14 protein-coding genes are annotated in these 13,215 nt (G+C 29.9%); 5 read left to right on the top strand and 9 right to left on the bottom strand.

Annotation, left to right across the window (positions count from 1 at the left end; all coding sequences use genetic code 11):
• Positions 1 to 228: 228 nt before the first annotated feature.
• Positions 229 to 1,707: an amino acid permease gene (locus tag CUEA01_RS04400; protein WP_234118830.1), complete on the top strand. Its 1,479-nt coding sequence runs from the start codon at positions 229 to 231 to the stop codon at positions 1,705 to 1,707.
• Between the two features lie 112 nt (positions 1,708 to 1,819).
• On the opposite strand, the gene CUEA01_RS04395 is transcribed toward CUEA01_RS04400, so the two are convergent.
• Positions 1,820 to 2,203: a hypothetical protein gene (locus CUEA01_RS04395; protein WP_234118828.1), complete on the bottom strand. Its 384-nt coding sequence runs from the start codon at positions 2,201 to 2,203 to the stop codon at positions 1,820 to 1,822.
• 13 nt (positions 2,204 to 2,216) lie between these two features.
• The gene (locus CUEA01_RS04390; protein ID WP_234118826.1) at positions 2,217 to 3,662 is read right to left on the bottom strand and encodes an arginine--tRNA ligase; all 1,446 of its coding nucleotides are present in this window, start codon (positions 3,660 to 3,662) and stop codon (positions 2,217 to 2,219) included.
• Between the two features lie 198 nt (positions 3,663 to 3,860).
• Here CUEA01_RS04390 and CUEA01_RS04385 point away from each other — a divergent pair, with 198 nt between their 5' ends.
• On the top strand, positions 3,861 to 5,009 hold the full coding sequence (locus CUEA01_RS04385) for an FtsW/RodA/SpoVE family cell cycle protein (protein WP_234118824.1): 1,149 nt from the start codon (positions 3,861 to 3,863) through the stop codon (positions 5,007 to 5,009).
• 114 nt (positions 5,010 to 5,123) lie between these two features.
• On the opposite strand, the gene CUEA01_RS04380 is transcribed toward CUEA01_RS04385, so the two are convergent.
• Positions 5,124 to 5,276, bottom strand: a complete 153-nt coding sequence (locus CUEA01_RS04380) for a DUF5412 family protein (protein WP_234118822.1) — start codon at positions 5,274 to 5,276, stop codon at positions 5,124 to 5,126.
• A gap of 127 nt (positions 5,277 to 5,403) precedes the next feature.
• On the opposite strand from CUEA01_RS04380, the gene CUEA01_RS04375 reads away from it, so the two are divergent.
• Together CUEA01_RS04375 and pyk are read left to right on the top strand one after the other, a co-directional pair.
• Entirely contained in the window at positions 5,404 to 6,129 is a 726-nt protein-coding gene (locus tag CUEA01_RS04375) for a TerC family protein (protein ID WP_234118821.1), read from the top strand.
• Positions 6,130 to 6,330: 201 nt separating this feature from the next.
• Positions 6,331 to 7,749, top strand: a complete 1,419-nt coding sequence (gene pyk, locus CUEA01_RS04370; RefSeq protein ID WP_234118819.1) for a pyruvate kinase — start codon at positions 6,331 to 6,333, stop codon at positions 7,747 to 7,749.
• Positions 7,750 to 7,853: 104 nt separating this feature from the next.
• Here pyk and CUEA01_RS04365 read toward each other — a convergent pair whose 3' ends face one another.
• Together CUEA01_RS04365 and CUEA01_RS04360 are read right to left on the bottom strand one after the other, a co-directional pair.
• Positions 7,854 to 8,021: a hypothetical protein gene (locus CUEA01_RS04365; protein WP_234118802.1), complete on the bottom strand. Its 168-nt coding sequence runs from the start codon at positions 8,019 to 8,021 to the stop codon at positions 7,854 to 7,856.
• Positions 8,022 to 8,159: 138 nt separating this feature from the next.
• The gene (locus tag CUEA01_RS04360; protein WP_234118800.1) at positions 8,160 to 8,321 is read right to left on the bottom strand and encodes a hypothetical protein; all 162 of its coding nucleotides are present in this window, start codon (positions 8,319 to 8,321) and stop codon (positions 8,160 to 8,162) included.
• A 128-nt stretch (positions 8,322 to 8,449) separates the two neighbouring features.
• On the opposite strand from CUEA01_RS04360, the gene CUEA01_RS04355 reads away from it, so the two are divergent.
• On the top strand, positions 8,450 to 8,623 hold the full coding sequence (locus CUEA01_RS04355; protein ID WP_234118798.1) for a hypothetical protein: 174 nt from the start codon (positions 8,450 to 8,452) through the stop codon (positions 8,621 to 8,623).
• A gap of 29 nt (positions 8,624 to 8,652) precedes the next feature.
• On the opposite strand, the gene CUEA01_RS04350 is transcribed toward CUEA01_RS04355, so the two are convergent.
• The 4 genes from CUEA01_RS04350 to mgtA all read right to left on the bottom strand — a co-directional run bounded on the left by CUEA01_RS04350 (position 8,653) and on the right by mgtA (position 13,138).
• Positions 8,653 to 9,075 (bottom strand): HNH endonuclease, encoded by a 423-nt coding sequence (locus CUEA01_RS04350; RefSeq protein ID WP_234118796.1) that lies wholly within the window; start codon positions 9,073 to 9,075, stop codon positions 8,653 to 8,655.
• Between the two features lie 116 nt (positions 9,076 to 9,191).
• Complete coding sequence (locus CUEA01_RS04345; protein ID WP_234118793.1) at positions 9,192 to 9,764, bottom strand: hypothetical protein; 573 nt, start codon at positions 9,762 to 9,764, stop codon at positions 9,192 to 9,194.
• A 165-nt stretch (positions 9,765 to 9,929) separates the two neighbouring features.
• Complete coding sequence (locus CUEA01_RS04340) at positions 9,930 to 10,541, bottom strand: histidine phosphatase family protein (protein ID WP_234118784.1); 612 nt, start codon at positions 10,539 to 10,541, stop codon at positions 9,930 to 9,932.
• Between the two features lie 26 nt (positions 10,542 to 10,567).
• On the bottom strand, positions 10,568 to 13,138 hold the full coding sequence (mgtA, locus tag CUEA01_RS04335; protein ID WP_407929243.1) for a magnesium-translocating P-type ATPase: 2,571 nt from the start codon (positions 13,136 to 13,138) through the stop codon (positions 10,568 to 10,570).
• Positions 13,139 to 13,215: the final 77 nt, after the last annotated feature.

Genomic DNA, 13,215 nt, shown 5'->3' with positions numbered 1-13,215 from the left:
TCATAAAATATGTAGTTTCGTATTAATGCCATGAATTTGCTTTCATGGCATTTTTTTATTTTGAAACTCCTTACATTATCTTAGTTAGCTACTTATAAAGATAAACCACCTTGAAACTTAAAATTTATTTGTATCAAAATGCCATCTTCTGGGCATTATGATGCACATAAATTTTAATAGTTGAATTGGTTTATCTATAAAAATTCAAAACGACATGGAGGACAAACAATGAGTGAACAAAATAACGAGTTAAAAAGGAGTTTAAAGGCTAGGCATTTAAATATGATAGCTTTAGGTGGTTCTATCGGCACAGGTATATTTCTTGCAATGGGTGACACTATACACACAGCTGGTCCTGGAGGTGCACTTGCAGCTTACGGACTAATAGGTCTAATGGTATATTTCTTAATTACAAGCTTAGGTGAAATGGCAACCTATATGCCAATATCAGGATCATTTAGTACTTACGCTAACAAATTTATTGATCCAGCGCTTGGTTTTGCACTTGGTTGGAATTACTGGTATAACTGGGCAATAACAATAGCAGCTGAAATGGTTGCAGGCTCTTTAATAATGAAATATTGGTTTCCTAATGTGCCCGGAATTTGTTGGAGTATTGTATTTTTAGTGATAATAGTAGGCTTAAATGTTTTATCCTCAAAAGCATATGGTGAGTCAGAATACTGGTTTGCTGGCATTAAAGTATTCACTGTTATTGTATTTTTGATAATTGGCGTTTTAATGATTTTGGGAATTATGGGTGGAAAGAAAATTGGCTTTCACAATTATTTTATAGCCGGTGGTCCATTTAATGGTGGTATCAAGTCATTATTTGCTATATTTTTAATTGCTGGTTTTTCCTTTCAAGGTACAGAACTTATAGGTGTTGCTGCAGGAGAAAGTGAAAATCCAGAAAAAACTATACCTAAAGCAATACACTCAATATTTTGGAGAATTTTAATTTTTTATTTAGGTACAATAGTAATTTTAGGTGCCATAATACCGTTTACTAGTGCAGGAGTTAGCACAAGCCCTTTCACAATGGTATTTGAAAAAGCTGGTATAGCCGGAGCAGCTTCTTTAATGAATGCAATAATATTAACCTCTGTATTATCTGCTGGTAATTCTGGTATGTATGCTTCAAGTAGAATGCTTTTTTCAATGGCTAAAGAAGGTATGGCTCCTAAAATGTTTGCTAAAACAAACAGCAGAGGTGTACCAGTAAATTCCTTAATTGCAACTACAATAATAGCTTCTCTCTGTTTTTTAACTGGAATATTCGCTGAAAGCACTGTCTATGTTTGGCTGGTAGCAGCATCCGGACTTGCCGGCTTTATAGCTTGGGTTGGTATTGCAGTATGCCATTATAGATTTAGGAAAGCATTTGTTCATCAAAATAAAGATTTAAAATCCTTAAAGTACAAAGCTATATTATATCCATTTGGTCCTATACTTGCATTAATAATGTGCGTTGTTATAATACTTGGTCAAGGATATTCATGTATAACTCCAAATGGCATTGACTTTCAAGGATTAATTGCCTCCTATATAGGAATTCCTCTGTTCCTTGCATTGTATATAGGTTATAAATTAAAATATAAAACTAAAATTATTCCTTTGGATCAGGTTGATTTAAACTTCTCTGAAGAAGTTCAAAATGATTCTACAGAAGTAGAAACAAATCTAAATGTAGAACAATACAACTAACATTATAAAAAAACTAGTGCATAAATATAGTTTTATAAAACAAAGAGGCAAACTATTAAAAGTTCTAAGTCTTTTAATAATTTGCCTCTTTGCTTTATTAATTTTTAAAGCACTATTTCTTATCCTTATCTCTGTTTTTCACCCTATTAGGCTTTGCCTTAGGTCTTATTACAACATCCTTTTTAGCATTCCTTTTTTCATATTTTGCACCTGAGCTCCAACCCATAAGGTCAAAGAAAGTAAAAAACGCTAATATAAATAAAGCCATGCAAATAAAATACGGTATTTGTTTTATACTAAACTGACCATTTTTAAATTTTACAGCAACTCCAACAACATTAGTTGCAAAGAACATAATTATTCCAAAGGCTAATGCTACCCATTTATTAATTTTAAACTTTGGAAGTACATATAATTTAATTACAAAGTTATAAAATAGCATAACCGCAATAACTATTACCAAAAGAATTATAATGTTAACTATTGATAAACCCATTTGAATCCCACCTTTACATTTTTTCGACTGTCTCAATTCCTAATAAGTACAGTGCATTTTTTATTACAATAGAAGTTGCTTCTACAATAACAAGCCTTGCATTTTTAAGTTCCTCATCATCTGTATTTATTATATTACATGAATTATAAAATTTATTGAAAGCTTTTGCAACATCAATTACATATCTTGTTATTACAAAAGGTTCAAGCTTATCCATTGCGCTTATTATAGCATCATTAAAACCATGAAGCTTTTTAGCAAGTTCAAATTCAAGAGCTGCCTTAAGCTTTTTATAATTAACTTCAGGTGATATTTTTCCAGCTTTTCTAAGTATACTTTTTGCTGTTGCATAAGTATATTGTACATATATTCCTGTTTCACCATCAAAACTTAGCACTTCATTCCAGTTAAAGGCAATATCCTTTTCTCTTTCGCTTTTAAGGTATGTAAATAATATTGATCCTATTCCTAACCTTTTAGCTGCTTCTTCTACATTTTCCAAGTTAGGACTTTTCTCATTTATTATTTCATTTGCCTTTAAAATTGCTTTCTTTAATAAATATTTAAGGAAATTATCTTCTTCTTTTCTAATTAAAAGCTTTCTGTCTGCAAATCTAACTAGACCAAAGCCCACATGTAAACAGTTTTTTGCCCATTCATATCCTGCAAGTTCAAGTGTTTTAAAAACCTGTTTATAATAGAGCGATTGCTCAAGTCCAATTACATAAATATTTTTGTCAAAATTATACGTTTTCTTTCTATACTCTGCTGCTGCAATATCCATTGACCTACATATTCTTGCACCATCAGATTTTTGAATTATACATGGCGGCATGTTGTATTCATCCAGCATCACAACTTTGGCACCATTACTTTCTACTAAAAGTCCTTTTTCTTTCATTTCATTTACAATTGATTCCACTTTTTCATTATAAAAACTTTCTCCATTAGCAGAAATAATTTTACCAAACTGAGTTTCAAAGTCACCAATATGATTTATTTTTACACAATTATAGCCTTCAAAAGAAAATATTTTGTATAAAGAATTTCCTATAGCAGTACTAAACAAATGTCCTATATGAAAAGGTTTATCTATATTTGGAGATGAATATTCTATTGTTATAGTTTTTCCCTCACCAATTTTTGACGAACCATACTTATCCTTTTCCTTTAAAATACTTTCAACAGTATTTTTAATATATATACTTTTATCTACAAAAAAATTTATATACGGTCCATTATTTTGTATTTTTTCGAATCCATCAATTTCCATTTGTTTTGCTAGCTCTTCTGCAATAATATTAGGTGCTTTTCTCATAACCTTTGAAAATTGAAAACAAGGTAGTGCAAAATCGCCCATTTCAGATTTTGGAGGTACCTCAATTAAGCTTTCTAGATTTTTTATCTCCATATCAATCTGGAACTTAATTCTTTCTGCAATTATTTTGTGATAATTCACTCAAATTCCTCCTTAGGCATCTTAAAGAAAATAACAAATCCCACTTATATTTTTTAACATGCCTTAACACCCTCTTACTATATCAATATTCTTTCTAATTTTCAATATAATTTAATAAAAATTAGACAATCTTGTTACAAAATCATGATATAATTAAATAGAAATTAATTTACTATAATAACCATGGAGGTAACCACGTTGAAATCATCCTTTTTTAAATTATTTGCAAAATTAAACATACCAGAAAAATTAAGCTTATTAAAACAATTGGACTTCTTCCTCTTAATTAATGCAGTAATAATTGTAGCTTTTGGAATATTAAACATTTATACAAGTACATACAATTCATCTGGAACTTACTTCTCAAACCGTCAAATTGAGGGGCTTATAGGAAGTATTATTGTATGCATTTTTCTTGTTTTTATAGATTATAAATCCATAATGAGATATTCGGAAATACTATATTGGATTGTAATAATCGTTTTGATTGCTACATTAAAATCACGTCCTATAAATGGTGCACACTCCTGGTTTTTAGGAATGGAACCTGCTGAATTTGCAAAGATTTCCTTAACCTTAATATTAGTTAGAAAAATAGATGTTATGGAGGGAAAGGTAAATAATCTTAAGAACTTTTTAATATTAGCTTTCTATACCTTAATACCTTTTGCCTTAATTTATAAACAACCAAACTTAGGTATGTCTATAATTTGTTTGTGTATAAGCTTAGGTATCCTTTTTATAGCTGATTTTAATCTCAAAGTTATATTAGGATTTTTTGCAGCACTAATTCCTGCTTGTGCTATAGTAGTAAAGTGTGGGCTATTAAAATCTTATCAATTAGCTAGAATAACCTCACTTCTCACTCCAGATTCGGCAATAAATTCTGCTACGGCACAAGCCGATTCACTGTATCAACTTAAGCAGTCTCTTACTGCAATAGGTTCTGGTGGAATATTCGGTAAAGGCTTTCTTGGAAGCAACTTTGCAAGTAATGGCTTTATACCAGAAATTCATACAGATTTTATATTTGCTTCTGTAGGAGAAGAATGGGGACTAGTTGGGGCAGCTTTCTTATTCATATTATATTTTATTTTTCTTTATAGAATAATAAAAATAGCTAAAACCACTCGTGATCTTAGCGGTAGGCTGATTTGTGTAGGTATCTTTGCATCTTTTATATTTTCTATATTTCAAAATGTCGGAATGACTATAAAACTTATGCCTGTTAGTGGAATAACTTTGCCTTTTATGAGTTACGGGGTAAGTTCGCTTTTAGCTAATTTTATACTTTTATCACTTGTCTTAAATGTACAACTTAGAAAGGATGCTTATCATTTTAATTAGTAAAAGCTATGTTTTAAATAAGTGTGAAAATCAACACTTATTTAAAACATAGCCTTAGTTAAAAAGAAAATCAAATAAATTATCCTTCACTGTATCACAATAATTTTAGGCTTTCTACTCACTTCCAAAATAATAACTGCTGTCAATGCACATCTTCTTTCCATTAATATTAACTATACTATTATTATCCCACTTAGCATAAACGCTTTTCGCATTCATATCCCATAATATATTGCGTGCAATATCATTTTCCTTATTATATACCATATTATATTTATTTTACATTGAAATATTATACTAAAAATACTATAATAATAATTGTAATTATTTTATACAGTTTTAAAAACCATATAAAAAGTTAATATTTATTCAAGTAAATTTAAGGAGGAACAAAATGTCGGACATACTAATTATGATAGGAGGAGCCCTTCAAATTACCTTACTTGATATAGTTTTGAGTGGTGATAATATAGGTGTAATAGCCCTAGCAACACGAGGTCTCCCTAAAACATTAGCAAAAAAAGCTTCTGTAATAGGAGTTACTGCTGCAATACTTCTTAGAATAATTTTTGCATGCTTAGTAACGTACATACTTATGATACAGTGGCTACCTATAAAATTTATTGGAGGTCTTCTCTTAATAAAAATAACTTGGGATTTCATAAAACCACAGGCTGAAGCTGATAATGCCGAAGTACATAGCTCTTCTAGATTATTAACAGCTGTAACAAGTATAGTACTTGCTGATATTACAATGAGCCTAGATAATGTACTTGCTATCGCTGCTGCATCAAAGGGAAATATAATTCTAATAATCTTTGGTCTTCTTTTGAATATACCAATAATATTTTTTGGAAGTCAATATGTTGCAACTCTCATGAGAAAATACAGTATAGTTATATATATAGGAGGTGCAATACTTGCACATACATCATTTTTAATGCTTCTTGAAGATAATTTGATCTCTACGAGAATACCTCATGCAGTTGTAGTATACTTACCATACGTAATGGCAATTCTAACATTTTTATATGGTGTATATGTAACTATGATAAAAAGTAAATGTACAAAAAATTCACCTCAGCATAAAGAATCAGCTGTAGATAAAAGCAAAAATTAATTAATATTCTTTGAATAATTGCTTTCTACATAAAACTATCTCTTAATTTGGACTTATTATTTTTTAATATCCCTAAATCCCCCTTTATTTTTTCATCTAAAAACTCTATAATCAATATAAGGATAAAATTTCACATTAATCTTTTACATATGTTTTTATAGAAATTATTTGTGAAAATACTAAACTATAGGGGTGATTTACATGCAAAAAACAAAAATGATATTTACAATTGGACCATCATCAGATACTAAAGAAGCTTTAACTAACCTTATTAATGTTGGAATGAATGCTGCTAGATTGAATTTTTCACATGGAACACATGAAAGTCACAAAGAAAAAATAGATATAATTAAGCAACTTAGAAAAGATTTAAACAAACCAGTTTCTATCGTAGTCGACATAAAGGGTCCAAAAATAAGGACTCATAATTTTGAAAATGATAAGGCTGAAATCAAAAAAGGTGAGCCATTTTCTATAATATGTGACAAAGAAATACTAGGTGATTCAACAAAATGTTCAATCTCATATGAAAATCTTTATACTGAAGTAAAAAAAGGCGATACAATACTCGTTGATGACGGACTTTTAGAATTTAAAGTAGACGCGGTTAACGGTAAAACAATTGAATGTACTGCCGTTGTAAGTGGTACAATTTCAAATCATAAAGGTGTTAATGTTCCAAATGTATCAATTGGTCTTCCTGCTATTACAGAAAAAGACATATCTGACTTAGAATTTGCCTGCAAGGTTGAAGCAGATATGGTTGCTGCTTCTTTTATTAGAAAAGCTCAAGATATTATAGATGTAAAAAATGTTTTAAATAAAAATGGCGGCAAAGATATAAAGGTAATAGCTAAAATTGAAACTCAAGAAGGCGTTGATAACATAGATGGGATTATTGAACAAGCAGATGCAATCATGGTTGCAAGAGGCGATATGGGTGTTGAAATCCCAATTGAAAATGTTCCAATCATACAAAAAATGATAATACAGAAGTGTAACTTGGCAGGTAAATTCGTTATAACTGCTACTCAAATGTTAGATTCAATGATAAGAAATCCAAGACCAACTAGAGCAGAAGCTTCAGATGTTGCAAATGCAATTTATGATGGTACAGATGCGGTAATGCTTAGTGGTGAAAGTGCTAGCGGACTTTACCCAATAGAGGCTGCAACAACTATGTCAAAAATAGCTCAAAATGCTGAAAAACACATTGATTACGCAAAATTTCTTAAAAAACTTAGAGAAACTTCATTAACAAATTTATCAAATGCTATAAGTCTTGCTACTTGCTCAACAGCTGCCGAAGTAAATGCCGCTGCTATTATAACTGCGACTCAAAGTGGACTTACTGCAAAAATGGTTTCAAAATATAAACCTGCTTGCCCAATAATTGCTGTTACACCTTATGAAAAGGTTGCAAGAAGCCTATCTTTAAATTTTGGTGTAACACCTATTATATCTAAAAAAGTTACATCTACCGATGAATTAATCGATGAATGTATAGCTAGAGCTTTGGAAGAAAAGCTTATTAAAAAAGGCGATGTAGTAATTATTGCAGCTGGAATACCTATAGTTAAATCCGGTTCAACAAATATGCTTAAACTTCAAATCGTGTAAGAATTAAAGATAAACCAGTTCAACTATATACAAAAGACTGCTTTCAAATTATTCTGAAAGCAGTCCTTTTTTAATGACTTAACCCTATAGTGAAACTACAAATATCAATTCTTTTCTAAATCACATAAAATATTTCTTATGGATTTTTCCCTAATGTCAGCATTTTTATTTCCATTTCTCTTCTCTTTAAAAAGGAAGTTTCTATAAGCCCATAAACTCATTTTAATATTCCATAATTCTTCATCTGTGCACAAAATCAAATTTTTTTTCAAAATAATCACTCCCTACAGGGTTTACAATAAAATCTCAACTTGTACATGTATTTTAATTTCAATAGAGTATTCCCTATAAAGAAGTATTATCATTTTTCCTTTTTTTATACAAATTTTGATTAAAATGTTATTTTATAACTACTTAGTTAAATTCTCTTTAATTGTCTCATTATACTTCTTGTGATCTTTTGAAGCATGATAAGTTGACTGCTCTCTTGAATATTTAACTTCAACTGGCTCTGGTTTATCTTCAGCATGTGAAAATTTTTTTGTTACCTTTTTTCCTGTGCTATGTGACACATTTATCATCTCCTTTAAAATTATGTTTACCTTTTACTTGAAATTTTATTCTTAATTTTGTATAATGAGAGATAACGTTATTTTATAAATATATATAATGAAACCAGTTTAGCAAGGAGGACTTATTTATGGAAAAAGTATTGGGTGATTTTACATTTAGAGGAAAAAGTGATTCTATAAATGTATATGATAAAGAAGGTAAGCTTATAAAATCTCAAGTTATAAATGGAATCTTATTTAAAGAAGATTTTGAAAGAATAACTGAAGGTTTATACAAGATTTTAAAAGAAACTTCAATCTAAAAAAGAACCGCTGCGCGCGGTTCTTTTAATTATCTGCAAACTAAATTATCTATTTCTTCCCAGGATTCATCATAATTATCACTTAACATATAATCATGATACAGTTTTCCACCCATAATTCTTTTAATAATATCTATTGTCTTATATCCTTCTTTATATAACCTAAAATCACTTGTTATAACTTTAGCCTGTCTCTTATTAATATGAAGCAATTCCATAAAATCCTTCATTTTATAGTAATCATTTGTAAGTATTTTTTCTATTCGTCTTTGCATATCTAGCTTGTATTCTAAATCAACTTTTCTGTTTTTATGAGGTCCATTAACACCTCTGTGATGTTCAGCACATAAATATACATAATTAAGAGGAAAGTCCAAGCCTCCTTGACTTTTATAAACTATATGGTGCCTCTCTCCATCTTTGCCACAAACTACACATCTTTCTCCTCTCAACGAATCACTCCCCAAATGTAATTTATAATAATATTTTACAACAAATATTAATTAATTTAAAGATTAAGGCTAAAAATTTATATGTTATATCTTGAAATTATTCTCAATAAATACATTTATAATTTTTTTAAATCTCCCATTAGTGCATCATAATTTTTTTCAGCCATTTCAACTTTATTTTTTAAATCAGTTACATTTTCTTTAAAATTCTTATTACTTCTTTCAAGATTATCTAGTTCCTTTAAAATAGCCTGTTTAAGTTTTGGTATTACATTTATTATTCTTTTAATTCCATATACATATTCATCGTCATAAAGTCTAAAACATTGAAATAAACCTGAAGTAAGCCTTCCCTCTGAAAATATAAAAATATATCTATCAGCAATTTCATCTGATAAATCAACTTCAATCTTATGTCTATATAATCTATACACAACATCTTTTTCTTCTATAAATACAGGAAATATTGTTGAAAAAAGAAACGCCAATTGCTCTCCTTCTAAGCCATCTCCTATACCTAAATTTGAGAAATCGCATAAATTAATTTTATCTGTGATTTCATCATCAAATATATAATCATGTATTTGATTTCCCAATTTACTTCTCAACTTTTGTTCTTTTTCAGTAGATAATAATTTGTCTATTGAGTTAACTATACTTTCAAGATGCTTTGTTTTTTTTCCTAACATAACTAATTCCTTCTTTCCTAATCTGTAGCTAGCCAATCTGAAACATGGAAATTATTAATTCTTATATTTTAATTATACCTAAACTTATAGATATATACAATTCCGTACACATAATTTGTCAGGATAAACTTAGTACTTGTAATTTCAATGTTCTAAGTTGTATATCTATAATAAATGTTCTTGGCTATTTATCTTTACTATAATTCTTCTGTTATCAGAAATTCTCCATATGTGAATTCCAGTATCCGCACTAGCTGCACTAACCTTACAATTTATAGATAAGTCTAAAAAGCTTTGAAATAGCATAGAAATCATTCCACCATGACTTACTATTAAAATTCTTTTATCCTTTTCTTCTACGTTATATTTATCAATTAATTTAGCCAAGAAAGCTTCTGCCCTAGCTCTAAATTCTATTGCTGATTCACCCTTTTCAATTCTGTCATAATATTTTCTTCCACCTTTAGGCATAGGATATTTCTTTTCTGCTTCTTTTATAAGAAGTCCCTGCAAAATTCCGTTATTCCACTCCATGAGCCCGTCATCATATTTAACTACTTTACCAATTTCTCCTCCAATAATCTCAGCCGTTTCCGCTGCTCTTTTCAATGGACTACTGATAATTAAATCAATCTTAAATTTTTCATATATCCATTTAGCTGCTTTATAAGCCTGTGCTCTACCCAAATCTGTAAGTTCAAAATCTGCTCTTCCCTCATACCTTTTTTCGATATCTGCAGTAGATTGTCCATGTCTAATAACTATTAATTCTAACATATTAATTTACATCTCCTTCCCAAATTTTATTCAACATCAGCATATTTTTTTACATACCAAGCTTTTATTCCTTGAGTCAGTATTACATAGCATAACAATGTCAATGCTAACAAAGGATAATAGAGCAGAGGTAATTTTACAAAGCCAAATGCACTTGCAAATGGTGAATTAATCAGAAATGCACCAAAGGTCATAATTAGTATTGAAGTTATTATTAAAGGCTTACTTGCTATACTTTGAATAAATGGCACCTTATTTGTTCTGATTACATGAATTATAAGCGTCTGAGTAAATAGTGATTCTAAGAACCATCCTGTTTGAAATAAAGCTGGATTATGCCATGCTTTGAATATATAGAGCATCATAAAATAAGTTGTATAGTCAAATATTGAGCTAATTGGTCCTATATGAAAAATATATCTTTTAATTTCATCAACAGACCACTTTCTTGGTTTTTCAATCCATTCATCATCAACTTTATCTGTAGGTATTGCTGTTTGAGATATATCATAAAGCAGATTATTTGTAAGCACCTGTATTGGAAGCATAGGCAAAAATGGTACAAATATACTTGCTCCAATAACACTAAACATATTTCCGAAGTTTGAGCTTGCAGTCATTTTAATGTACTTAACAATGTTACCAAATACTCTTCTTCCTTCAAGAACTCCCTCTTCAAGCACTAAAAGACTATTTTCAAGAAGTATTATATCAGAAGATTCTTTTGCAATATCTACAGCAGTATCTACTGAAATACCAACATCTGCTGTTTTAAGTGCTGGTGCATCATTTATCCCATCTCCCATAAATCCAACAACATGATTTTTACTTTGAAGCGCTTTTATAATTCTCTCTTTATGCATTGGCGACAATTTTGCAAATACAGTAGTTTTTTCTGCTGCTACAGCCAATTTTTCATCTGACATTTCATCAATATCGCTTCCGAGTAAAATTGAATCAATAGGTAAATTTACTTCCGCGCAAATCTTTTTTGTCACTATATCATTGTCACCTGTGAGTATTTTTACATCAACACTGTTCTTATGAAACTTTTCAATTGCTTCTTTTGAGGTTTCCTTTGGCGGATCTAAAAATGCCATAAAACCAAGGAGCGTAAGATTTCTTTCATCTTCAACTGAATATTCCTTTTTATAGTTTTTTGAGTTTTTATATGCAACTGCTATAACCCTATAACCTTCTTTATTTAAATCTGTAACTATCCTTGTAATTTCCTTTGTCATCTTTCCTACAAAGGGTTCTGTTCCTTCTTTTGTTTCATATTTATTGCATAAGCTTAATACCTCTTCAACTGCACCCTTACAAATTAAAACGTCTTCCAATCTTTTATTTCTAACAACTACTGACATTCTTTTTCTCATAAAATCAAATGGAATTTCATCAATTTTTTCATATTTATTTTCAATGTTAAAATCTTCTCCATCATTTCTGTGTTCAAGTATAGCTACGTCCATAAGATTTTTTAAGCCAGTCTGATAAAAGCTATTCATATAGCCATATTTAAGAACTCTTTGGCTCTCTTTGCCGTATATATTTATATGCTTTTGTAAAACAACCTTACCACAAGTTATTGTTCCAGTTTTATCTGTGCATAATATATCCATAGCACCAAAGTTTTGTATAGCATTTAACTTTTTTACTATAACCTTTTTTTTAGACATTGTTATAGCACCTTTTGATAAGTTTACAGTAACTATCATAGGAAGCATTTCTGGAGTTAAGCCAACTGCAACCGAAATTGCAAATAAAAAAGCCTCCCACCAGTTTCCTTTAACTATCCCATTGATTAAAAATACAACCGGAGCTAAAACGAAAATTAATTTAATCATTAGCCAGGTAAATTTGTTAACACCTTTGTCAAAGCTTGTCATTAATCTTTCTTCAGTAATTTTACTGCTAAGCTTCCCAAAATAAGTTTTACTTCCTGTCGTTTTAATAGCGGCTATTGCTGTTCCGCTTTCAACATTAGATCCCATAAAACACAGTCTTGGATTTTCAAGTGGATTTTTATATTCATCCTCTGTTAAAAATTTTTCTACTGGCAGTGATTCTCCCGTAAGTGCAGATTGATTAATAAATAAATCCTTTGAGGTTAAAATTTCTACATCCGCTGGTATCATGTCACCTGAGGATAAATGAATAATATCACCTGGTACTAACATTTTTAAAGGTATTTCCTTTTGAACTCCATCCCTAATTACCGCAGTAGTTATATTTACCATTGCTTTAAGCTGCTCAGCAGAATTATCTGCTTTCATTTCTTGCACAAATTTTAACACCACGCCTAAAAGTACCATTGCACACATAACCAAAGCTGCTCTTAAATCTCCAGTAACATAAGATATTATAGCAAGTACACCTAGCAATATTACAAGAGGATTTTTTACATTTTCAAGAAGTCTTTGAAGCACAGATTTCTTTTTTTCACTTTCTACTTCATTTAAACCATACTTCTCCAATCTCTGCTCAGCTTCTTTTTGTGATAAACCTTCAACTGCTATATCAATTTTATTTATTATTTCTTTTAATTCCATAACGATAACCTCCTTTACTATAGATAAACAATTTAAAAAATTTATATTTCCAGCACCAAATTGATCCTGTTAAATTACAATTTGAATCAGAGTACAAAGTACAGAGTACAGAGTACAATGAA

Origin of the sequence: Clostridium hydrogenum, from assembly GCF_021432385.1 — a bacterium.
Taxonomy (GTDB): domain Bacteria; phylum Bacillota; class Clostridia; order Clostridiales; family Clostridiaceae; genus Clostridium_S; species Clostridium_S hydrogenum.
Note: the sequence above shows the minus strand (reverse complement) of the source record. Positions and strands in the feature narration are given on the sequence as shown.